This window comes from Pseudonocardia sp. ICBG601, assembly GCF_020496245.1.
In genome coordinates, this window is the sequence record NZ_JAHLJA010000148.1 from 843339 (window position 1) to 864628 (window position 21290).

The window sequence follows — 21290 nt, forward strand, 5'->3', positions numbered from 1 at the left end:
GGTGCCCGGTGTGTCAGCGCCCGGTGTGCCAGGCCCAGGTGTGCGCGAGGCCCTCGGTGAGCGGGGTCGGCGCGGGCAGGCCGAGCGCGGCGATCCCGCGCGACGGGTCGAGGCAGCTGCGGCGCAGCTCCCCGGCCCGGGCCGGGAGGAACTCCGGCGCGAACGCCTCCGGGGCGAGCCCGGCGATCTCCCCGATCGTCGCGGCCAGCTCGACGACCGTGGACTCGGTGCCGGTGCCGACGTTGAACACCTCGCCGGCCAGCTCCCCGGCCGCCAGCCGGTCGGCCGAGGCGAGCGCCGCCCGGGCGACGTCGCCGACGTAGAGGAAGTCGCGGGTCTGGCCGCCGTCGCCGAACACGGTCGGCCGCAGCCCGGTGCGGGCCCGGTCGCAGAACAGCGAGACCACCCCGGCCCCGCCCGCCGGGTGCTGGCGCGGCCCGTAGACGTTCGCGAAGCGCAGCACCAGCGCCGGGAGGCCGTGCGCCCGCACGAAGAACCGGGTGTAGCGCTCCGCGGCGAGCTTGCTCATCCCGTACGGCGACTCCGGCTCGGCCGGCTCCGCCTCGGTCGTCGGCAGGGGCGCGCCGTCGCCGTAGATGGCGCCGCCGGTGGAGCAGACGACGACCGCGCCCGCGCCCGCGCCCGCGTCCCGGGCCGCCTGCAGCACGCTCAGTGTGCCGAGGACGTTGACCGAGGCGTCGTGCACCGGGTCCTCCATCGAGCGGCGCACGTCGATCTGGGCGGCCAGGTGGAACACCTCGTCCGGGCGGTACTCCGCGGCCAGCGCGGTGAGCGCGGCGGTGTCGCGGATGTCGAGCTCGGCCACCGTGACGCCCGGGGCGAGGTTGTCCCGGGTCCCGGCGGAGAGGTCGTCGACGACGAGGACGTCGTCGCCGCGGGTGAGCAGGGACTCGACCAGGGTGGAGCCGATGAAGCCGGCTCCGCCGGTGACGAGCGCGCGCATACCTGCCTTCCTCCGGGGCGGACGGTGTGTGCACCCGGCTGCGCGCACACGGTAACCGCGGGTGTCCGGGGCGCCTCAGCCGGTGGAGCGGGCGGGGTCCGCGCCGCAGGCGGTGATCCGGTAGAGCGTGCTGCCGCCCCCGGAGAGGACGGGCTCGAACCCCGGTGCGCGGTCGATCTCGGACAGCCCGGGGTAGGTGTCGGCCCGCGGGTCCCACGGCCACCAGGTGACCGGGCCGTCGATGACGTAGCCGACGCCGGTGGCCCGCAGGGCGGGACAGACGACGGGGTCGCGGGCGACGTCGTGCAGCCGCATCCGGACCAGCTCCTGGTCGGGCGTCCAGGTCCCGGACAGGTGCGGGAACAGCACCTGGCGCCCGGTCAGCGGGTAGAGCAGCCCGTTGCCGGTCCACGGGTTCGCCGCGACGACGGCACCCGGTGCGGTCGCCCGGCCCGCCGCCTCCAGGAACTCCCGCTGGCCGGGCTGCAGCACCCGGCCGGTCTCGTAGCGGTAGGCGTCGGCGATCACGGCGGCGTGCACCCCGATGCGGAACCCGTCGGTGAGTAGGACCAGCGCCGCGGCGAGGACGGCGACGGCCGGGACGGCCAGCAGCCGTCGTCGCTCCGGGGTGGTCTCCGTCCGCCGCAGCGCGGTCACCGCCCGGACCGCCAGGCCGGCCGCGCCGAGCACGCCCAGCGTCGCCAGCGGCACCCCGGTGATCGGGACCATCGCGGCGAGCCGGTGCGAGTCGTTGTACCACGCCCCGGTCAGTGCGGTGACCAGGTCGCCCTCGCGGGCGACGGCGAGGGTGTAGAGCAGCGCCGAGGTCAGGTGCGCCGGCACCAGCCACGCGGTGCGCGCGTGCCGCAGCGCCAGGACGGCGCCGACCACGACCAGCACCGACACCACGACCAGCTCGGGCCGCTTGTTCATCCCGTTCCACAGCACGCCGGTCAGCGCCTCGCGCGCCCCCATCGAGGCCTGCCAGTCGAACGCCCGCACGCCGTCGAGGTAGGGCGACCACGCCAGCAGCCAGACGACGGCGGCGACCGCGGCCAGCGCGCCCGCGGGGGCGAGGGCCGCGGTGGCGAAGCGGCGCTCGCGGACGTGCCGGACCGTGGTGGTCGCGGCCGCGACCACCACGGGGGACAGGCCCAGCACGAGCAGGCTGACCGCGGCGTTGGGGTGCGCCAGCGCCAGCGCGGGGACGGCCGCGGCCCCGAGCAGCAGCGCCCGGAACCGGCCGACCACGCTGTCGCGGGTCAGCCCCAGCACGGTGACGACGGCGGCCAGCCCGGCGGGCACCAGCGCCAGCCCGAGCAGGTTGGGCCACAGGACGCCCCAGTTCAGCAGCAGCCACGGCATCGCGGTGAAGGCCGTCGCGAGCACCGGGGTGACGAGCAGCGCCCCGGCCCGGCGCCCGACGACCTGGCGGACGAGCAGCGTGCACGACAGCGGCCACACGACGGCCGCCGCGGCGAACGCGGCGAGGTTCGACGCGGCCGGGATCGACGTGCCGGTGCTCGCCACGACGAGCGAGACGACGTCGTGCCAGGCGGCGGGGTAGGCCGAGGGCCGCCCGGGGCTGTTCAGCTCACCCAGCGTCAGCGACGAGGCGTCGCCGGTCTGCAGGATCCGGGCGACCGCGCTGTAGTGGTAGATCGCATCGTAGGTCGGTGAGATCGCGTCGACGGGCCCGAACGCGAGCATCACGGTCAGCCAGCCGATCGCGACGGTGACGGCCGTCCCGATCGCCAGCGCGATCCCGCCGAGGGGGCCGTCGGGTCCCGCGCGCAGCAGGAACGGCGGACGGTCGCCGGGGTCCCCGCCGGGCTCGGCCCGGTCCCGGCGCACCCGCCGGACGGCGGCGGTCACCGCGGCGCAGACCAGCGCGAGCACGGCGGTGGCGCCCAGCACCGGCCACGGTCCCCACGGCACCCCGGCCCGGCCGGCCAGCACCGCGGTGGTCGCGATCAGCGCGACCGACACCAGCGGCCCGGCGCCCCAGCAGACCGCCCCGCGCAGTCCCGCGGCGCGGGCGACGAGTGCCCCGGGCAGTACGCACCACGCCGCGGTCACCAGTGCCACGGGGACGGCCTGGGCCCACGTCATCCCCGGCTCCGCGCGTCGTCGATCGGCAGCCGCATCCGGCGCACCCTACGAGCGTCGTGCCGCAGACCGGCACGCGCGGCCGACGTGTCACCGTCTGCGACCGGATCGTGACCCGCGCGGATCGCCGCTCAGCTCCCGGTGGAGCGGGCCGTCCCCACCTCGTCGGCGGATGCGGTCGCGGCGGGCTCGGTGGTGGCGGGCCGGTGGCCGTTCGTCGTCGCCTGCTGCTCCAGCGCGGTCAGCCGCTGCTCCAGGTCGTTCTCCCGCCGGGTCAGCTCCGCGTCCCGGACGGCGATCTGACGGGCCAGGTTCGTCAGGTGCTGGCTGATCTCGCGGTCCCGCAGGTAGGTGTTCAGCATGCCGAACACGAACGAGACGACGAGCAGGTAGACCAGCAGGTCCGTGCCGCGGCCGATGCCCACCGCCCGGGCCAGATAGGTCAGGTCGTCGGGGCGCAGGACCGCGTAGATGTTCAGCACGATGAACGCGCCGAAGGCGATCCGCTTGCTCGCCCGCACGCCGACGCTCTGGCCGCTGCGCACGAAGTAGACGAGCGCTCCGACCGCGGCGGCCAGGAGCAGGATCTGCAGGATCACGGTGTTCGCCTCCTGGGTCATCGCTGCCGTACCGACAGGTCGAACAGGATGTTCACCCCGTTGAACAGCGACTGGCCCTTGGATCGTGAGTACTCGGTGTAGCGGATCGTGACCGGGACCTCGCGGATCCGCCACGACGACCGGGCCAGCGACGCGACGATCTCCGACGCGTGCGCCATCCCGTTCATGGTGATCCGCAGGTCCTCCGCGACCGCCCGGTTCATGGCCCGCAGCCCGTTGTGGGCGTCGGTGAGCTTGAGCTTGCGGCTGGCCGGGGACAGCGCCGCGACGGTGCGCAGCACCAGCCGCTTGAGCGGCGGGACCGGCTCGGTCGACTCCAGGAAGCGCGACCCGAGGACGACGTCGGCCTCGCCGCTGCGCAGGATCGCGGCCATCCGGACGGCGTCGGCGACGTCGTGCTGACCGTCGGCGTCGAAGGTGACGATCCGCTCGGCGCCGTTCAGGAGCGCGTAGTCGATCCCGGTCTGCAGCGACGCGCCCTGCCCGAGGTTGATCGGATGCCGCACCAGGTGCGCCTCGGTGCCGGCGATGCGTTCGGCGGAGGAGTCCCGGCTGCCGTCGTCGACGCACACGACGTTCGGGAAGCTCGTGCGGATCTCCGCGACGACGTCGGCGATGACGGTGTCCTCGTTGTACACGGGGACCACCACCCAGGTGCCGGTGTCGGCGACCACGTCCCACTCCCTCGTCACTGACCGGCGGCCGTCCACAGCCGCACCGCAGAGGCTATCGGTCCGGGGACCCGGGCCGTGCGACGGTGGGTCACGATCGGGGCGAAGGTGATGTTCCGTACCGTTCGTCACATGGACCCGAGGACGCTGCTCGAGCTGATGCTGGCCGACCTGGACAGCGCGCCGGAGCTGTACCGGCCGACGGACTTCTGGAAGACCGGCCTGGAGAAGGTGGTCGCCGACCTGCGGGAACGCGGGTTCGCGGAGTTCCGCAGGCACCCCTCGGCGACGTTCTTCTACGCCCCGCAGTACGCACCGGTGTCCCGCCCGGCGGCCGCCCTGTCGCGGGCCTTCGGTCTGGCGGGCGGCCCCGGGACGCTGCTGCGCGAGCGGATCGACCAGGTGCCCGTCGCCCGGGCCCACCACGCCACGGTGACCGCGCTCGACCCGGCCGACCGGTCGCCGTCGCTCGCCGGGTTCAGCGAGTCGGCCGCCGGCGCCCCGGCCGAGCAGCTGGTGTTCGACGGCCGCCGGTTCAGCCGGTCGTCGCTGAACTACCTGCGCGGGCTGGTCATGCTCAAGCGCGCCGTGCCGGACCTCGACGTCTCGACGGTCCTGGAGATCGGCGGCGGGTTCGGCACGCTCGGCGAGATCCTGCTGTCGGGCAACCCCGGGCTGCGCTACATCGACGTCGACATCCCGCCGGTCGCCGCCGTCGCCACGCACTACCTGCGCGAGGCGCTCGGGCCGGAGAAGGTCCTGGACTACGCCGCCACCCGCGAGCGCGAGAAGATCGTGATCGAGGAGCTGGAGCAGCCGGCGACGGTGCTCTGCTCCTGGCAGCTGCCCCGGCTCACCGGGACCGTCGACCTGTTCGCCAACTTCATCTCCTTCCAGGAGATGGAGCCCGACGTCGTCGCGAACTACGCGAGCCTGGTCACCGACCTGGGCGCCCGCTGGCTGCTGCTGCGCAACTCCCCGACCGGCAAGCCGAACGTCCGCGAGCCCATGCTGCGCCACCGCTACCTGGAGATGTTCGACCGGTTCGAGCTCGTCGACTCCGACGCCGGGCTCTACGGCCAGGACTCCGAGGGCACGGTGTCCGAGGTGATGGTGCTCGCGCGGCGCTCGTAGGGTGGCGCGCATGCGCACCCCGGACCCGATCGAGATCGGCGGCCACCGCGTGGGCCCCGGCGAGCGACCGTTCGTCATCGCGGAGGTCTCCGGCAACCACAACGGCTCGCTGGACCGGGCACTGGAGATCGTCGACGCGATCGCCGGCACCGGGGCGCAGGCGGTGAAGTTCCAGACCTACCGGGCCGACACGATCACCATCGACGCCGACGGCCCGGCCTTCCGGATCCGCGACGACCACGGCCTGTGGGGCGGGCGGAACCTCTACCAGCTCTACGAGCAGGCGCACACGCCCTGGGAGTGGCACGAGCCGCTGTTCGCCCGGGCCCGCGAGCACGGGCTCGTGCCGTTCTCCTCGCCGTTCGACCCGACGGCGATCGAGCTGCTCGAGTCCCTCGACGCGCCGGCGTACAAGGTGGCCTCGGCGGAGCTGGTCGACCTGCCGCTGATCCGGGCGATGGCCGCGACCGGCAAGCCGATGGTGATCTCCACCGGGATGGCGACGCTGGCCGAGATCGACGCCGCCGTCGCCGCCGCCCGGGAGGGCGGTGCGACGCGGATCGTGCTGCTGGCCTGCACCGCCTCCTACCCGGCGGACCCGGTCGACGCGAACCTGCAGACGATCCCCGCGCTGCGCGAGGCGTTCGGCGTCCCGATCGGGCTGTCCGACCACACCCCGGGCATCGGGGTGCCGGTCGCCGCGGTCGCGCTCGGCGCGGTCGCGATCGAGAAGCACGTGACGCTGCAGCGCGCCGACGGCGGCGTCGACTCCGACTTCTCCCTGGAGCCCGCCGAGCTGGCGTCGCTGGTCACCGAGACCGACGTGGCGCGACGCGCGATGGGCCCGGCCCGGTTCGGCCCGCGCGAGTCCGAGCGCGACACCCTCGCGCTGCGCCGCTCGCTGTGGGTGGTCGCCGACGTCGCCGCGGGGGAGCAGGTGACCGCGGACAACGTGCGGTCGATCCGCCCGGCGGGCGGTCTGCACACCGACACGATCGGCACCGTCCTGGGCCGGACCTTCACCCGCGACGTCGCCCGCGGCACGCCGCTGACCTGGGACCTGATCTGACCTGACCGGCCCGGCCGTCCCGGCCGGGTGCCGGTCGGACCCAATTACGATACGATACAGACTCGTATCGGAAGGGGAGTCGTGGTGGGACGCGTCGGACCGGGACGGCCCAGGGACACGACCCGGGGCGAGGCCATCCTCGGGGCGACCCGAGGGCTGCTGGTCGAGCTGGGCTACGACCGGCTCTCGATCGAGGCGGTCGCGGCACGGGCCGGGGTCGGGAAGACGACGGTCTACCGCCGTTTCCCCGGGAAGCCCGAGCTGGTGGCCGCGGCGGTCGAGGCCGGGGCGGGAGCCGGACTCCCGGCGCTGCGTGCGCGCGACCTGCGCGGGGCGCTGCTGGAGGTGCTGCGGTGGCTGGCCGACGGTGTCGCGGGGCAGGACGGGGGTCTGGTGGGGGCGATGCTTTCGGCCATGCGCACCGAGCCGGCCCTCGCGGCGGTGATGCGCCGCGTGCTGGATCGCGACGTGGCCGCCATGGCCGACACGGTGTTCGGCGCCGCGGCGCCCGGTGAGACCTCCGGGCCGGGCGCGCGGGAGCTGTTCGCGCAGATCGCCCCGGCGGTGATCGTGCACCGGACACTCGTCGTCGGCGAGCCCTGCGACGAGGACTTCCTGGTGCACCTCGCCGACGACGTCCTGCTCCCCCTGATGACCGTGCCGGAACCGACCGAGGAGAGTTCATGATCATCATTACGGGTGCGACCGGCAGTCTCGGGGCGCAGATCGTCGAGCACGTCCTGGCCCGGGTCCCTGCCGGACGGGTCGGAGTCAGCGTCCGCGACCCCGAGCGGGCGCGGGAGCTGGCGGACAGGGGCGTCCGGGTGCGTCGCGGCGACTTCTCGGAGCCGGCCACCCTCGACCGCGCCTTCGAGGGTGCCGACCGGGTTCTGGTCGTGTCCCCCGACGTGCTCGGTCCCGACGGCGTCGCCCGCAGCGTCGCCGCCGTCGACGCCGCGTACCGGGCCGGCGCCGAGCGGGTGCTCTACACCGGCCACCAGGCCGCGGCTCCGGACTCGCTGTTCGCGCCCGCTCGCGACCACGCCGCGGTCGAGGCCCGTCTGGCCTCGACCGGACGGGCCTGGACGTCGTTGCGGAACGGGTACTACGCGACGAGCCTGCTGTTCCATCTCGGCGACGCGGCCTCGACCGGTGAGCTCCTCGCACCGGCCGACGGACCGGTGGCCTGGACGACGCACGACGACCTCGCGGAGGCGGCCGCCGCCCTGCTCGTCGGGACGGACGTCGTCGACGGGCCGACCCCGCCGCTGACCGCGTCCGAGGCGGTCGACCTGGAGCAGGTCGCACGGACCCTGTCGGAGCTGACGGGACGCACCGTCCGCCGGGTGGTGCTCGACGACGAGGACTTCGTCGCCCGGCGGGTCGCGGCGGGGGTCCCGGAGGCCATGGCGAGGGCGCTGCTGGGCAGCTACCTCGCCGCTCGGCGGGGCGAGTTCGCCACGGCCGATCCCTTCCTCGCGACGCTGCTGGGCCGACCGGCGACCCCGGTCCGCGTCACGCTGCAGGGCATGATCGGGACCGGGACCGCCTGACGGTCAGTGCAGGGTGCCCAGTGCGGCCTTGCTGAACGGCACCAGCTCGGACTCGCGGCCCTCGAGCACCTTCCGCGCCCACTCCGGGTCCGCCAGCAGCGCGCGGCCGACGGCGACGAGGTCGAACTCGTCGTCCTCCAGCCGGTCGAGGAGCTTCTCGACGCCGCTGACCCCGGCGTGCGCGTCGCCGCCGGCGAACATCTCCGGGGCGAAGACCTGGTCCAGGCCGACCGAGCCGACGGTGATCGTCGGCAGGCCGGTCACCTTGCGGGCCCAGCCGGCGATGTTGAGCTCGGCGTCCCACTCCGGGAACTCCGGCTCCCAGTAGCGGCGCCCGGACGCGTGGAACGCGGTGACCCCGGCGTCGGCCAGCGGGGTGAGGACGGTGCCCAGCTCGTCGGGGGTGTGGGCCAGCTTCGCGTCGTAGTTCCCGCCCTTCCACTGCGAGAACCGGAACACGACGGGGAAGTCCGGCGAGACCTGCTCGCGCACCGCGGCGACGATCTCGGCGGCGAACCGGGCCCGCTCGGCCGGGCCGCCCGCGTAGCCGTCGGTGCGGCGGTTGGTGCGGTCCCACAGGAACTCGTCGATCAGGTAGCCGTGCGCGCCGTGCAGCTCGACGCCGTCGAAGCCGATCCGCTCGGCCTGCCGTGTCGCCTCGGCGAACGCGCCGATGATCCGGTCCAGCCCGGCCGCGGTCAGCGCCTCACCCGCGCCCTCGGTGCCGTCCAGCGCGACGCCGGACGGGCCGACCGACGGGGCCTCCGGGAAGGGCGCCTTGCCGGCCTCGCGGGTGATCCCGACGTGCCAGAGCTGCGGCATGATCCGGCCGCCCGCCCCGTGCACGGCGGCGACGACGTCCGCCCAGCCCGCCAGCGACGCCTCGCCGTGGAAGAACGGCACGGTCGGCACGTCGCCCGCGGACGGGTCGTCGATGTAGGTGCCCTCGGTGATGATCAGGCCGGTGCCGGCGGCGGCGCGCCGGCCGTAGTAGGCCGCGACGTCGGCGCCGGGGACGCCGCCGGGTGAGAACGCCCGGGTCATCGGGGCCATGACGATCCGGTTGGGCAGCTGCGCGGAGCCGAGGGCGTAGGGACGGCCGAGAAGCCGTGCGGCACGTGTGGACACGGGTCACTCCTGGGGTGAGGCCGTCCAGGCACGTCGGCGGGTCCGGGCGGAGGCGTCAAATGGTTCTGATCAAAGATACATATGGCCCCGCGAACTGCAACAGTGACCACCACCTTTTCGGCCGCGACGGGTACGCTGGCGGCCCGGGACGGGAGGTGAGGTCGTGCTGGACATCCGGTTCTCCAGTGCCCTGCAGGCGATGCTGTACCTCGCCGCCGCGGCCGAGGGCGACAGTCCGACGGTCAGCTCCGGACGTCTCGCCGAGGCCCTCGGGACGAACGCCAGCGTCGTGCGCAAGCTGCTGGTGCCGCTCGGCGTGCACGGTCTCGTCGAGTCCAGCAGGGGGCGCAGCGGGGGCGCCCGGCTCGCCCGGCCGGCCGCGGAGATCACCCTGGCCGAGGTCTACCGCTGCGCGGTGGGCGAGAAGCCGCTCTGGGCGTGCCGCCCGGAGGGCGAGCACGTCTGCCCGGTGACGACGAACGCCGCGGAGTACTTCGCCCGGCTGACCGCCGAGGTGGAGGGGGCGGTGCTGCAGTCGCTGGGGTACCGGACCCTCGCCGACGCGCTGCGCGAGATGCGGGGCCTGGACCGTGCGGCGACCTAGCCGTCGAGGAACTCCCTGACCAGGGCGTTCACCTCGTCCGGGGACTCCCGGTTGGACCAGTGGCCACGGCCGGGCAGCACCACGAACCGGGCGCCCGGGACGGCCGCGGCCGCCGCGCGCGTCGTCGCGACGGGGACGCCCGCGTCCCGGTCGCCCTGCACGAACAGGGCGGGGCAGCGGATCTCCGTGAGCCGGGGACGCAGGTCGACCCGCATCCTGCGGAACCCGATCGAGTCGTTCTGCCAGTCGGAGCTGCCCGCGTTCCCGGCCCGGGCCTCGGCCAGGATCTGATCGACGATCCCGTCGAGGTCGGCCACGCGGCCGGCGTCGCCGAAGAGCGCGCGCCGGGTGAACGCGGTGACCGCCGCCCGGCTCCGGAACGCCAGGTTCGGCAGGGTCCGCGAGAGCAGCGGCACCCGCGCGGTCAGCCACAGCAGCTGGTGCAGCCCCGGCGGGAAGCTCAGCGTCCCGGCCGGTGCGAGCGCCACGACGCGCTCCACCCGCTCCGGGTGCTCGATCGCCGTGGCCAGCGCGAGGGCGCCGCCCTGGGAGAGCCCGACGACCGCGGCCCGCTCGACGCCGAGGTCGTCCAGCACGTCGACGACCGTCCGGAGCAGCACGTCGTGGCCGGCCCGGCCCCGCCACGGGCGGCTGCGCCCCTGCTTCGGCCAGTCGGGGGCGATGACGCGGTGGTCGCGGGCGAGGTCAGGGATCAGGTGGTGCCAGCTGAGCAGCGCGTTGTCGAGGCCGGCGCCGGAGAGCAGCAGTACCGGGGGGCCGGTGTCGCCCGCGAGGTGGACGTGCAGGTCGCCCTCGGGGCGGGGGATCACGTGGTCGCGCAGGGCCGTCATCGGTGCCTCCCGTTCCGGTGTGCCTCCCAGCGGTCCCAGAGGGCCGGGAGCTCGGCCTCCAGGAAGGCGTAGAGCTCGTGGACCCGCAGGAGCCGCTCCCGCCGCTCCGCGGGGGCGTCGGCGAGCACGTCGAGTCCGTGTTCCAGTACCTGCCGGAACGCCGTCGTGCGGCCGTAGCGGGCGGCGAGCATCCGGCTCCAGCCGTCCGGGGTGATCCGGAACAGCTCCACCCGCGAGTCGCGGGTGCGTACCCGCTCGACGAGCCCACCGGGGGTGAGCATCCGTGTCGCCGTGCTGATCGAGCTGCGGCTGACTCCGAGAGCCTCGGCCAGCCGGGCGGCGCTCTGCTCCGGTGGGTCGCTGACGAGCAGCCAGCCGATCACCCGGCCGGTGATGAGCGGCAGGCCCTCCCGTTCGAACGCCGCGGCGATCTCGTCGACGAGGTCCAGTTCCCGTTCGGTGGGGCCCACGGACCCGACCTTACAGTCTTTGCAGCAATCACTGCACAGAGTCGTCGTCGCCCCACCCGCGCGCGGCCAGTGCCTCCCCGAGCGCGTCCGCGTGCCGCAGTGTCCGCACCAGGAACGGCACGGCGAACGCCGTCGGGGACCGGTCCGCCCCGCGCGCCTTCGCCGCGGCCCGGACCTGCCCGGCGATGCCGGACAGCGTCCCGATCGACTGCACCGTCAGTCCGACGAGAAGGCCGAGGCGCTCGGGTGCGAGACCGAACCGGCGCAGCGGGCCGAGCCCCCGCTCCACCGCGCTGACCAGGTCGTCCACCCGGGTGGTGAGGGTGAACAGGGTCGCCGCGCCCATCGCGGCGACCAGTCGGAGCACGATCACCAGCGTCCGTTCCGGCCCGAGCAGCCACCACTGGACCGCCCCGAGGAGCACCGCCAGCAGCACCAGCGTGCGCAGCACCGGCCGGACCCGGTGCCACGGGATCCGGGCGACCACGTACCCGGCGGCGACGGCCAGGCACAGCCCGCCGAGCACCCGCGGGTCCTCGGTGAGCACCGCCCCGACCGCGAGGGCCAGCACCACGAGCAGCGACGGCCCGGCGGGCGCCCGGTGCAGCAGGCTGTCACCGGGCGCGTAGAGCCCCAGCGGGGTCACGAGCCGCAGAGCCTGCGGTAGTACGCGACGGCCGGACCGGGCTCGTCGTCGGCGACGACCCGCCCGCCGTCGAGGACGACGACGCGGTCGAAGCTCCTCAGCAGGTCCAGGTCGTGCGTGGCGAGCAGGACCTGCTGGCGCAGCCCGGCGAGCCGGTCGGCGAAGGCGTGCTTGTTGCGCAGGTCGAGCAGGGTGGTCGGCTCGTCGCAGACCAGCACGTCCGGGTCCAGCACGAGCACCGCGGCCAGCGCGAGCAGCTGCTTCTGACCGCCGGAGAGCTGGTGCGCGGGGTGCTCGACGTGGTCGCCCAGCCCGAACCCGGCGAGGGTCTCCGCGGCGAGCCGGGCGCGTTCGGCCCGGTCGCGCACGGTCCGGCGCAGCGAGAACGCGACGTCCTCCCCGGCGGTCGGCATGACGATCTGGGAGTCCGGGTCGCTGAAGACGAACCCGACCCGGCGGCGGACGGCGGCGCCGTCGCGGGCGGGGTCGCGGCCGTCGACGCGGACGCTGCCCGAGCTCGGTGCGACGAGCCCGTTCACGGTCCGGGCCAGGGTGGACTTGCCGGAGCCGTTCGCCCCGACCAGCGCGACCCGGGGCTCGGCGAGGGTGAGGGTGACGCCGTCGAGGACGGTGCGCTCGCCGTAGTGGTGCCCGACCGCCTCGAACTCGATCACCGGACCACCCGCCAGCTCGTCGCGACGCCGAGGCCGCCGCCGGAGGACAGCGCCGCGATCCCGGTCTCGCCGCGGCCCTGCACGACGAGCCGGTGGAACAGCCGCACGACCAGCACCGCGCCGGAGGCGCCCCAGGGGTGGCCGAGCGCGATCGCACCGCCGTCCGGGCTCACCCGGTGCTCGTCGATCCCGGCCGCGTCGAGGCAGGCCAGCGCCTGCCCGGCGAACGCCTCGGTGAACTCGACGGCGTCCGGGGCCGCCGGTCGGTCGCGGAGCGCGGCGAGCGCGGGGACGGCGCCGAGCCCGAGGTCGGCCGGGGGGCAGCCGCGGGTGGCGGCCGAGACCAGCGCGAGGCCGGGGACGCCCAGCTCCCGGCGTCGCCACTCCGGCACCAGCGCGACGGCGGCGGCACCGTCGTTCACCCCGCAGGAGTTCGCGGCCGTGTGCACACCGCCGGGGGTGAACGCGGGCCGGAACCGGGCGAGCCGCTCGGGGGTGAAGCGGTCGCGGGGACGCTCGTCGGCGAGCACCGCACCGACCGGGACCAGCTCGTCGTCGAAGCGGCCGGAGCGCTGCGCGTCGACGGCGCGGGCGTGGCTGCGGGCGGCGAAGGCGTCGAGCCGCGCGCGGGACAGGCCCGCCCGGGCGGCGACGTCGTCGGCGGCGGGCCCCATGTCCGGGTCGGGGTCGCCGGCCGGGGCGAACGGCGCGCGGGTGTAGACGGTGCCGTCGGCCCGGGTCCGCGTGGGCGCGGTCGACGGCGACTCGGCGCCCCCGGCGAGGTAGCCGGCGCCGTCCCCGGCGCGGATGCCCGCGGCGGCGGTGAGGATCGCGGCCAGCCCGCTCGCGCACTGCCGGTCCACGGTCATGCCGGGCACGTCGTCGCCGAGCCCGGCGGCGAGCGCCGCGACCCGGGCCGGGTTGCCGCCGGGGCCGAAGACGTTGCCGAGCAGCACGTCGTCGACCGGGGCGCCGAGGGTCCCGGCCAGCGCGGCGAGGACGGGCGCGGCGAGCGCGTCGACGGTCACCGCGCGCAGCGCGCCGCCCGCGGTGCCGATCGGGGTGCGCCGCGCGGCGACGACGACCGGGGTGTCGTCGCCGGGGCCGGTCACTCTGGGCCCCCGAGCGGGACCGCGTCGAGGGTCCCGTCGCGCAGTGCGGCGTCGACGGCGGCGCGGGCGGGCTTGCCCGAGCCCAGCCGCGGCAACGCCCGGGTGACCAGCCAGCGGCGCGGCCGCTTCGCCGGGGACAGCCCGGCCCGCGCCGCGGCGCGCAGCGCCCGCCGGTCCGGGACACCGTCGCGGGCCTCGACGACCGCCGTGACCACCATCCCCAGCGACGCGTGCGGGGTCCCGGCGACGACGACGTCACCGACGCCCGCGACGCCGCGCAGTACCTGCTCGACCTCCTCGGCGGCGACCAGCGTGCCGCCGGAGGAGATGGTGGTGGCGGCGCGGCCGAGGACGGTCAGACCGCCGTCGCCGGTGAGCTCGGCGCGGTCCCCGACGGTCGTCGGACCGGGACCGGACGGGACGAGCCCGCCGCGGGTGAACCGGCCGCGCACCGACTGCGGGCTGTCCACCCACAGCACGTCGTCGCGCACGGTGAGGTGCACGCCCTCGACGGGGCGCAGCGGGCCGGCGTCGCGGCGGGTGGCGATCAGCGAGTGCTCGGCCGAGCCGTAGTACTCGAGCAGCGTGGTGCCGGGCAGCAGCCGCGCGACCCGCTCCCGCATCCCGGGCGCGACGTGCGCGCCACCGCACACCACGACCCGTGGTGCGGGGCCGCCCGGGCGGCGCTCGCGCTCGTCGAGCAGGGCGGTGAGCTGGGCGGGGACGAGGTGGACCGAGCCGCCGTCGGGCAGGTCGGTCGGGTCGAGCCGGCCGCGGGTGACCAGGCCAAGGCCGTGGTGCAGCGCGTGCAGCGCCCCGAACAGGTACAGCGTCGAGGACGGCGGCCCCGGCACGAGAACCGGTCCGGGCAGCGCACCGAGGATGTCGAACCCGATCCGCCAGGAGCGCCGGTCGCGGGCCAGCACGGTGGGGACGCCGGTGCTGCCCGAGGTCGTCGGGAGCAGGAACAGCCCGGGTGTCCGCGCTCCGCCGTCGGCGGTCGCGGTCCGGCCGTCGGTGCCGACGACGTGGTGCGGCGCGGCGTCGGCGAGCACCGCGTCGCGTTCGCGGCCGGTCCAGCCGGCGTCGGCCGGCAGCGACGCCGCGCCCAGCCGGTCCGCGGCGAGCAGATAGGGCAGCACCGCCCAGCGGGCCCGGGTGGGGGTGTCGAGCACGACGCGTTCCCCGGCCCGCACCCCGAGCCGGGCGAGCCGCTCCCCGGCCGCGGCGACGGCGTCGGCGAGCCCGCGCGGGAGCCAGGGGGCGGGGACGACGGGCGCGGCCGCGTCGTCGGCGGTCTCGCGTTCCGCCCCGCTCACCGGACCCGGGGCTCGGACGACGCGGAGCGGACCGGCAGCAGGTCCGGCAGGGCCCGGTGCACCAGCGACGCGATCAGCGCGGCCAGCACGATCTTGATCAGGTCACCGGGCACGAAGACCAGGGACTGCACGATCCCGCCGGTGACGTCGCCGATGTAGACGCCCAGCCACGGCATGCCGACCACGTAGTCGGCGAGCAGCCCGGCCAGGCAGGCGAGCAGCAGCACGGGCAGCGACCGCGACCGGAAGCGCTGCACGACCAGGCCCGCGACCAGCGCGGACAGCAGCCAGCCGACGAGGAAGCCGCCGCTGGGGCCGAAGAACGCGGCGCCGTTGCGGCCACCGGACAGCAGCGGCAGCCCGACCGCGGTGAGCACCAGCAGCAGCGCGACCGAGGCCGTGCCGAGCCGCCACCCGAGGATCACACCGGCCAGGATCGGGCCGACGTTCTGCAGGACGATCGGGACCCCGGCGACGCCGGCGAAGCCGGGGAACAGCCCGAGGACGGCGATGAACGCGGCGAACACGACCACGCGGGCGAGGTCGGCCGCGGGGAGCGCGGGACGGGATCCGGACACGCGCGAAGGGTAGGCCACCGGTACCGGCCCCAGGCAGGTGTTGCGCGCGGCATCACCCCGGGCCGGGTGACGGCCGGGCGGCACCGGTCGGCACCGGGTCACAGCGAGAGCTTGTTCCGGATCCGCTGCCCGCGGCTGAGCCGGGAACTCCGCTCCCGCTCCTGCAGCGAGGTCGCGTAGACCTGCTTCGCCCGGTCGATGTGGTGTCCCAGCACGGTGACGAGACCGGTGACATCACGGCCGGCCACCAGCTCGACCACGGTGTGGTGCTCGCGCATCGACTCGTCGAAGGCGCCCGCGGTCCGGACCGACAGGTGCACCCGGATCGCCGAGATCTGTGCGTAGATCAGGTCGTAGGCGCTGCGCAGGTAGCGGTTGCCGCAGCAGTCCAGGAACGCCAGGTGGAACTGTGCATCGAGCTGGTTGTAGCGCAGGAAGTCGGCGGCGTCGAGCGCCTCGCGCATCGGGGCCAGCAGCTCGTCCAGAGTGGACCGCAGCCGCTCGGGATCGGTCTCGAGGGCGAGCTCGATCGCCGCGCACTCCAGTCGCAGGCGGCACTCGCACAGCTCGTGGAGCTGCTCGACGCTCGGCCGGAAGATGTAGGTCCCCGACTTCGGCACGATCTCGACGAGCCCCTGGGTGCGCAGCGTCTTGAGTGCCTCGCGGACCGGGGTCCGGGAGACCCCGAACGCGGACGAGACGAGGTCCTCGGACAGGGCCTCACCCAGCTCGAAGGCCCCGTCCATGATCGCGGTCCGGAGCCGGGCGGCGACGTCGGCGGCCAGCGATCCGGAACCGTCGGGGCGTCGCGCTGGCATCGCTGGTGTCCCTTGCTCGACCGCGGTGACCGCGGTGCCGGATCTCGGCCCCATCATCGCATCACTACTTGCATCCTAGTTTTCTCCTATCTAGGGTCTCAGTTGCCCGGCGGGATGATCCCGTCGTCCGTGTCGCCGTCGAGCAGCACCGGGCCCGGGTGCACGACGACGATCCGCCCGCCGACGACGGCGTGGCTGTAGGAACGGATGGGGCATGGACGCCGCAACCTTCAGTCCCGAGGACAACCGCCGGGCCCGCAGGGCCGCCTTCGGCAGCTTCGCCGGGGCGGTGATCGACTGGTACGACTTCATCCTGTACGGCCTGGTCGCCGCCCTCGTGTTCAACTCCCAGTTCTTCCCCGGGATCAGCCCAGTGGCCGGCACCCTGGCCGCGTTCGCGACCTTCGGGGTGGGCTTCCTCTTCCGCCCGCTCGGCGGCGTGGTCTTCGGGCACTTCGGTGACCGGATCGGCCGGAAGCAGATGCTGGTCCTGACCATGATCCTGATGGGCTCGGCCACCACGTTGATCGGTCTGTTGCCGACCTACGACTCGATCGGCTGGTGGGCTCCCTTCCTGCTCGTCGTGCTGCGGGCCGTGCAGGGCTTCGCGGTCGGTGGCGAGTGGGGCGGCGCGGCCCTCATGGCCGTGGAGAACGCCCCGCCGAAGCGGCGGGCGCTCTACAGCAGCGGGGTGCAGGTCGGCTACTCCGTCGGCCTGATCATCGCCACCGGCCTGATCCTGCTCATGCGTGCGGTCACCACCGACGAGCAGTTCCTGGCGTGGGGCTGGCGGGTGCCGTTCGTGGCCAGCGTCCTGCTCGTCCTGGTCGGACTCGTCGTCCGGGCCCGGGTCCAGGACTCCGAGGAGGTCGCCGAGCGGGTGGAGCAGGCCGAGCGGGTCGCGGGCGGCCGCCGGGTCCCGCTGCTGGAGGCGCTGCGCAGCCACCCCGGCGCCTTCGGCCGGATCTTCGGGCTCCGCCTGGTCGAGCTGGTCTCCGGCTACATCGTGATCACGTTCGCGGTCAGCTACGCCTCCGACGAGCACGGGTTCTCGAAGGACTTCATGCTCAACGTCGGTCTGCTGGTCGGCGCCCTGGGGATCGTGTCGATCCCCACGTTCGCCTGGCTGTCGGACCGGTTCGGCCGTCGCCGCATCTACCTGACCGGGTCGGTCGTCGGCGTGCTCGCGGCGGTGCCGTTCTTCCTGGCGATCGAGAGCGGTTCGCAGATCGCCGTCGCGCTGCTCGCGGTCATCCTGTTCAACATCGCGCACGACATGGCGGTGAGCGTGCAGCAGCCGCTGTTCACCGAGATGTTCGGTGCGGAGTTCCGCTACAGCGGCGCCGGGGTCGGCTACCAGGTCGCCAGCGCGATCGCCGGTGGGTTCACCCCCTTCATCGCCGCGGCGCTGGTCGTCGCGACCGGGGGCTCCTGGTACCTGGTCGCCGCCTACCTCCTCCTCAGCTGCCTCGTCTCGGCCGTCCTGGCCTGGCGCATCGAGCGCCCCGCGGCCGCGACGACGCCCACCGCCGCCACGGTTGCCTGACCCACCCGGAAACGGAGAGAGACATCATGCTTCCCAGCCCCGCCGCCGCGCTGCGCCGGCTGCTCGCCGGGCCGGACATCGTGCTCGCCCCCGGCGCGGCGGACTCGGTGACCGCCCGCCTGGTGCAGGCCGCCAGCTTCCCCGCCGTCTACCTGACCGGCTTCGGCGCGACCGCCAGCCGCCTGGGCACCCCCGACATCGGCCTGCTCAGCCAGACCGAGATGACCGAGCACGCCCGCAACATGACCCGGGCGGTCGGGATCCCGGTGGTGGCCGACGCCGACACCGGCTACGGCGGTCCGTCGAACATCGAGCGCACCGTCCACGAGCACCTGCAGGCCGGCGTGGCGGCCATCCACCTGGAGGACCAGGTCGCGCCGAAGCGGTGCGGCCAGATGGCCGGCGTCCGGCTGATCGACGCGGAGGAGAACGCGGCGCGGCTGCGCTGCGCCGTCCGGGCCCGCGGCGAGCACGACCTGGTGATCATCGGCCGTACCGACGCGCTGCAGTCCGCCGGTGTCGACGAGGCGCTGCAGCGGGCCGCCCGCTACGCCGACGCCGGGGTCGACCTCGTCTTCGTCGACGGGGTGAAGACCGTCGCGGAGGTCGAGAAGATCGCCGCCGGGGTCCCCGGGCCGAAGGTCGTCTCGCTCGTCGACGGGACCGACGCCGCCCGGCTCACGGCGCCGGACCTGCAGGAGCTGGGCTTCGACCTGGCGCTCTTCGCGGTGACCACGCTGTTCGCCGCCACCCGCGCCGCCGCGGACGCGCTCGCGGGCATCGCCGCCACCGGATCGCTCGCCGGCGGTCCGGCCCGTCACACCTACGACGAGTTCACCCGCGTCGTCGACCTCGCCCACCACCAGGACCTCGACCACTCCTTCGGAGCGTGACCGCTGTGCCCACCGTCGTCGTCACCGACTACGAGTTCCCCGACCTCGAGCTGGAACGGACCCTCGTGGAGGATGCCGGGCTGCGGTTCGTCGCCGCCCGTACCCGCACCCCGGACGAGATCGTGGCCGCCTGCGCCGGTGCGGACGGCATCATCAACCAGTACGCCCAGCTCACCGCCGACGTGATCGCCCGGCTGCCCCGGACCCGGGTCATCTCCCGCTACGGGATCGGGCTGAACACGATCGACGTCGACGCGGCGACACAGGCCGGCATCCTGGTCGCGAACGTGCCCGACGGCTCGCTCGACGACGTCTCCGACCACGCCGCGGCGATGATCCTCGGTCTCGCCCGCGGGCTGGGCCGCCAGGACCGGTCGATGCGGGCGGGTGGCTGGGACTACGCGGCCTCGGGACCGCTGTACCGGCTGCGCGACCGCGTGCTCGGCCTGGTCGGGTTCGGCCGGATCCCGCAGCGGCTGGCGGTCAAGATGCAGGCGTTCGGGATGCGTGTGCTGGCCACCGACCCGCACGCGGACGCGTCCGCCGCCGCGGCCGCCGGGGTCGAGCTCGTGGCACCCGGGGAGCTCTACCGCCGGGCGGACGTGGTGTCCGTGCACGCCCCCCTCACCCCGGAGACCAGCGGCATGGTGGACGCCGCGGCGTTCGCGGCGATGAAGCCGACCACCTACCTGGTCAACACCGCGCGGGGCCCGGTCGTCGACGAGGCCGCCCTGGTGGAGGCACTGCGCACCGGCCGGATCGCCGGCGCCGGGCTCGACGTCTTCGAGAGCGAGCCGCTCGCCGCCGACCACCTGCTGCGGGGGCTGGACTCGGTCCTGCTGAGCCCGCACTGCGCGTGGTACTCGGTCGACTCGGAGGCCGAGATCCGCACCAAGACCACGCAGAACGTCATCGACGTCCTCACCGGACGGCCACCGGCCTACCCGGTCAACCGACCGGAGACCCCGCGGGCCGCGACCGCGGGCGGCTGACCGGGCCGCGCGGGCTCACAGCGTGCGGTGGAGTGTCCGGAAGCCGTCGTCGTCGGGCGGAGTGGGATCGGCGTAGCCCGCCCGGGCGAACAGCCGTGCCGAGGCGTCGTTCCCGGTGTGCACGACGGCGGTCACCGCGGTCCCGGCGCCGGTCCGGGCCCGCAGGGCGTCCTCCCCGGCGCGCAGCAGCGGCCCGGCCAGCCCCGCGCCGCGGCGCTGCGGGGCGACGGTGATCGAGACCTCCCAGCCGCTGCCGTCGCGGTCCCAGCGGACGGTGCCGACCGGGCCGCGGACGTCGTCGACGACGAGGAGCAGCCGGTCGTCGCGCTCCAGCGAGCCGCTGAGCCAGCGGCGGTGGGCGGCGAGGCCGACCTCGTCGTGGCTGCGCGACCAGCGACGGGTGTCGGGGTCGTTGCGCCAGGCCAGGAGCAGCTCGGCGTCGTCGGTCCGGGCGCGGCGGGCGCGGAGCACCCCGGCGAGCACCCGCTCCTCGGCGGCGACGCGTGCCTCCCGGCCGGAGGAGGTGCCCACCGCGGTGGCCAGGGCGTCGACGACCCGGCCCGCGCCCTCGCCGTCGACGACGGTCGCGGCCCGCCCGGCGAGCGCGGCGCGGGCGTCCGGGCCGGTCAGCAGGGCGCGCAGCACGGCCGCGGCTCCGGCCGGGTCGGTGAGGTCCCCGGTGCCGCCCAGCCCGGCGGCGGCACCGGCGTCGACGACGGTCCGGTAGCCCTCGGTCTGGTTGTCCGCGGCCCGGACCAGCGCCATCGGGACGCCCACGCAGCACAGCTCCCACACCGTCGTCCCGGCCGCGCTGACGACGAGGTCGGCCTCGGCCATCGCGGCGGGCAGATCGGACAGCGGCGGGACCGCGCGGAACGTGGCGGGCCCGCCGGCGGGCAGGTCGAGGGGCCGCCCGCCGGGGACGACGACGTCGACCGCGGCGGGGGCGTCCGCGGCGGCGAGGGCGGCGACCACCCGGGGCAGCAGCCCGGCAGCGTCGGTCCCGCCCATGACGACCAGCACGCGGGGCGGCCCGGTGCCGGGGCCGTCGGCGGTGCGCAGGGCCCGCCGGGTGCGGGCACGGCGGGCCGCCAGCCGCAGCGGGGCGTAGCCGGGGCCGCGGAGCAGGACGGGGGAGCCGTCGTCGGGGCGGGGGTGGTCCCCGGCGCCCATGTTGGGGTCGACCACGACGTCGCCGGGACGCCGGCCGGTCGCGAAGTCCTCCACCGTGGACAGCACGACCCCGGCGTCGTACAGGGCCGGACGCAGGTCGTCGCCGAGCAGGTAGTGGTCGACGTGCACGGCGTCGATCCGGTGCTCACGGGCCAGCGCGGCGAGCCCGCCCGCGGTGTCGGCCGGGGGCAGGACGGGTCCGGGCTCCCGGACCAGCCCGGACCACAGCCAGTCCAGCCCGTCGAGCCGTCCCGACCAGGACACCTCGTGCCCGGACAGCAGCGCGGCCTCGGCGACCGCGGCACACCGCACGGCATGCCCCACCCCCGTCGACGGCCCGGCGTCGCAACGCAGCAGCAGACGCAC

At 75.2% G+C, this 21290-nt stretch carries 23 protein-coding genes; 8 read left to right on the forward strand and 15 right to left on the reverse strand.

The genetic code is table 11. From position 1 onward, the window contains the following. Positions 1-13: 13 nt before the first annotated feature. From KPL57_RS33190 to KPL57_RS33205, 4 genes are all read right to left on the reverse strand, one after another. Entirely contained in the window at positions 14-964 is a 951-nt protein-coding gene (locus tag KPL57_RS33190; protein ID WP_226354540.1) for an NAD-dependent epimerase/dehydratase family protein, read from the reverse strand. A gap of 75 nt (positions 965-1039) precedes the next feature. Then, entirely contained in the window at positions 1040-3076 is a 2037-nt protein-coding gene (locus KPL57_RS33195) for a DUF6541 family protein (protein WP_226354541.1), read from the reverse strand. A 128-nt stretch (positions 3077-3204) separates the two neighbouring features. Beyond that, a complete protein-coding gene (locus KPL57_RS33200; protein WP_226354542.1) occupies positions 3205-3693 on the reverse strand; it encodes a DUF2304 domain-containing protein in 489 nt (162 codons plus the stop codon). Further along, the gene (locus KPL57_RS33205) at positions 3690-4367 is read right to left on the reverse strand and encodes a glycosyltransferase family 2 protein (RefSeq protein ID WP_226354543.1); all 678 of its coding nucleotides are present in this window, start codon (positions 4365-4367) and stop codon (positions 3690-3692) included. The genes KPL57_RS33200 and KPL57_RS33205 overlap by 4 nt, the downstream gene beginning before the upstream one ends. A gap of 129 nt (positions 4368-4496) precedes the next feature. Between KPL57_RS33205 and KPL57_RS33210 the strand changes: the two genes are divergently transcribed. The 4 genes from KPL57_RS33210 (at position 4497) to KPL57_RS33225 (ending at position 8120) form a co-directional block, all read left to right on the forward strand. Continuing rightward, a complete protein-coding gene (locus KPL57_RS33210) occupies positions 4497-5498 on the forward strand; it encodes a putative sugar O-methyltransferase (RefSeq protein ID WP_226354544.1) in 1002 nt (333 codons plus the stop codon). A gap of 10 nt (positions 5499-5508) precedes the next feature. Beyond that, a complete protein-coding gene (gene pseI, locus KPL57_RS33215) occupies positions 5509-6567 on the forward strand; it encodes a pseudaminic acid synthase (RefSeq protein WP_226354545.1) in 1059 nt (352 codons plus the stop codon). Between the two features lie 84 nt (positions 6568-6651). Next, positions 6652-7254: a TetR/AcrR family transcriptional regulator gene (locus tag KPL57_RS70515; RefSeq protein ID WP_226354546.1), complete on the forward strand. Its 603-nt coding sequence runs from the start codon at positions 6652-6654 to the stop codon at positions 7252-7254. Beyond that, positions 7251-8120, forward strand: coding sequence for an NAD(P)H-binding protein (locus KPL57_RS33225; RefSeq protein ID WP_226354547.1), 870 nt, complete (start codon positions 7251-7253; stop codon positions 8118-8120). The genes KPL57_RS70515 and KPL57_RS33225 overlap by 4 nt, the downstream gene beginning before the upstream one ends. 3 nt (positions 8121-8123) lie before the next feature. On the opposite strand, the gene KPL57_RS33230 is transcribed toward KPL57_RS33225, so the two are convergent. Then, positions 8124-9248: an NADH:flavin oxidoreductase gene (locus KPL57_RS33230; RefSeq protein ID WP_226354548.1), complete on the reverse strand. Its 1125-nt coding sequence runs from the start codon at positions 9246-9248 to the stop codon at positions 8124-8126. A 163-nt stretch (positions 9249-9411) separates the two neighbouring features. On the opposite strand from KPL57_RS33230, the gene KPL57_RS33235 reads away from it, so the two are divergent. Continuing rightward, positions 9412-9852, forward strand: coding sequence for an Rrf2 family transcriptional regulator (locus tag KPL57_RS33235; RefSeq protein WP_226354549.1), 441 nt, complete (start codon positions 9412-9414; stop codon positions 9850-9852). On the opposite strand, the gene KPL57_RS33240 is transcribed toward KPL57_RS33235, so the two are convergent. From KPL57_RS33240 to KPL57_RS67615, 9 genes are all read right to left on the reverse strand, one after another. After that, entirely contained in the window at positions 9849-10703 is an 855-nt protein-coding gene (locus KPL57_RS33240; RefSeq protein ID WP_226354550.1) for an alpha/beta fold hydrolase, read from the reverse strand. The two genes, KPL57_RS33235 and KPL57_RS33240, sit on opposite strands and share 4 nt — an antisense overlap. Further along, positions 10700-11173, reverse strand: a complete 474-nt coding sequence (locus tag KPL57_RS33245; protein WP_226354551.1) for a GbsR/MarR family transcriptional regulator — start codon at positions 11171-11173, stop codon at positions 10700-10702. The genes KPL57_RS33240 and KPL57_RS33245 overlap by 4 nt, the downstream gene beginning before the upstream one ends. A 28-nt stretch (positions 11174-11201) precedes the next feature. Beyond that, entirely contained in the window at positions 11202-11819 is a 618-nt protein-coding gene (locus KPL57_RS33250; RefSeq protein ID WP_226354552.1) for an energy-coupling factor transporter transmembrane protein EcfT, read from the reverse strand. Beyond that, on the reverse strand, positions 11816-12493 hold the full coding sequence (locus KPL57_RS33255) for an energy-coupling factor ABC transporter ATP-binding protein (protein WP_226354553.1): 678 nt from the start codon (positions 12491-12493) through the stop codon (positions 11816-11818). Before KPL57_RS33255 ends, KPL57_RS33250 begins: the two co-directional genes overlap by 4 nt. After that, positions 12490-13605 carry a thiolase family protein gene (locus KPL57_RS33260; RefSeq protein ID WP_226354554.1) on the reverse strand — a complete coding sequence of 372 codons (1116 nt, stop codon included), beginning with the start codon at positions 13603-13605 and terminating at the stop codon, positions 12490-12492. The genes KPL57_RS33255 and KPL57_RS33260 overlap by 4 nt, the downstream gene beginning before the upstream one ends. After that, the gene (locus KPL57_RS70520; protein ID WP_226354555.1) at positions 13602-14924 is read right to left on the reverse strand and encodes a class I adenylate-forming enzyme family protein; all 1323 of its coding nucleotides are present in this window, start codon (positions 14922-14924) and stop codon (positions 13602-13604) included. The genes KPL57_RS33260 and KPL57_RS70520 overlap by 4 nt, the downstream gene beginning before the upstream one ends. After that, complete coding sequence (locus KPL57_RS33270; RefSeq protein ID WP_226354556.1) at positions 14921-15502, reverse strand: biotin transporter BioY; 582 nt, start codon at positions 15500-15502, stop codon at positions 14921-14923. Before KPL57_RS33270 ends, KPL57_RS70520 begins: the two co-directional genes overlap by 4 nt. 98 nt (positions 15503-15600) lie before the next feature. Further along, positions 15601-16320 (reverse strand): GntR family transcriptional regulator, encoded by a 720-nt coding sequence (locus KPL57_RS33275; RefSeq protein ID WP_226354557.1) that lies wholly within the window; start codon positions 16318-16320, stop codon positions 15601-15603. A gap of 98 nt (positions 16321-16418) precedes the next feature. Beyond that, complete coding sequence (locus KPL57_RS67615) at positions 16419-16547, reverse strand: hypothetical protein (RefSeq protein WP_264198700.1); 129 nt, start codon at positions 16545-16547, stop codon at positions 16419-16421. On the opposite strand from KPL57_RS67615, the gene shiA reads away from it, so the two are divergent. From shiA to KPL57_RS33290, 3 genes are read left to right on the forward strand one after another with little or no spacing between them, the layout of a single operon-like run. Continuing rightward, positions 16535-17866: a shikimate transporter gene (gene shiA / locus KPL57_RS33280; protein ID WP_226354558.1), complete on the forward strand. Its 1332-nt coding sequence runs from the start codon at positions 16535-16537 to the stop codon at positions 17864-17866. The genes KPL57_RS67615 and shiA overlap by 13 nt on opposite strands. Positions 17867-17892: 26 nt before the next feature. Continuing rightward, positions 17893-18759: an oxaloacetate decarboxylase gene (locus KPL57_RS33285; protein WP_226354559.1), complete on the forward strand. Its 867-nt coding sequence runs from the start codon at positions 17893-17895 to the stop codon at positions 18757-18759. Then, positions 18756-19751: a C-terminal binding protein gene (locus tag KPL57_RS33290; RefSeq protein WP_226354560.1), complete on the forward strand. Its 996-nt coding sequence runs from the start codon at positions 18756-18758 to the stop codon at positions 19749-19751. The genes KPL57_RS33285 and KPL57_RS33290 overlap by 4 nt, the downstream gene beginning before the upstream one ends. A 15-nt stretch (positions 19752-19766) precedes the next feature. Here the strand turns inward: KPL57_RS33290 and KPL57_RS33295 are convergent, their stop codons facing one another. Continuing rightward, on the reverse strand, positions 19767-21290 hold the full coding sequence (locus KPL57_RS33295) for a bifunctional UDP-2,4-diacetamido-2,4,6-trideoxy-beta-L-altropyranose hydrolase/GNAT family N-acetyltransferase (protein ID WP_226354561.1): 1524 nt from the start codon (positions 21288-21290) through the stop codon (positions 19767-19769).

Excerpts from the sequence above, each read along its gene's own strand:
- KPL57_RS33190 (WP_226354540.1), bottom strand. The coding sequence starts at position 964 with ATGCGCGCGCTCGTCACCGGCGGAGCCGGCTTCATCGGCTCCACCCTG.
- KPL57_RS33195 (WP_226354541.1), bottom strand. The coding sequence starts at position 3,076 with ATGACGTGGGCCCAGGCCGTCCCCGTGGCACTGGTGACCGCGGCGTGG.
- KPL57_RS33200 (WP_226354542.1), bottom strand. The coding sequence starts at position 3,693 with ATGACCCAGGAGGCGAACACCGTGATCCTGCAGATCCTGCTCCTGGCC.
- KPL57_RS33210 (WP_226354544.1), top strand. The coding sequence starts at position 4,497 with ATGGACCCGAGGACGCTGCTCGAGCTGATGCTGGCCGACCTGGACAGC.
- pseI (WP_226354545.1), top strand. The coding sequence starts at position 5,509 with ATGCGCACCCCGGACCCGATCGAGATCGGCGGCCACCGCGTGGGCCCC.
- KPL57_RS33225 (WP_226354547.1), top strand. The coding sequence starts at position 7,251 with ATGATCATCATTACGGGTGCGACCGGCAGTCTCGGGGCGCAGATCGTC.
- KPL57_RS33240 (WP_226354550.1), bottom strand. The coding sequence starts at position 10,703 with ATGACGGCCCTGCGCGACCACGTGATCCCCCGCCCCGAGGGCGACCTG.
- KPL57_RS33275 (WP_226354557.1), bottom strand. The coding sequence starts at position 16,320 with ATGCCAGCGCGACGCCCCGACGGTTCCGGATCGCTGGCCGCCGACGTC.
- shiA (WP_226354558.1), top strand. The coding sequence starts at position 16,535 with ATGGACGCCGCAACCTTCAGTCCCGAGGACAACCGCCGGGCCCGCAGG.
- KPL57_RS33285 (WP_226354559.1), top strand. The coding sequence starts at position 17,893 with ATGCTTCCCAGCCCCGCCGCCGCGCTGCGCCGGCTGCTCGCCGGGCCG.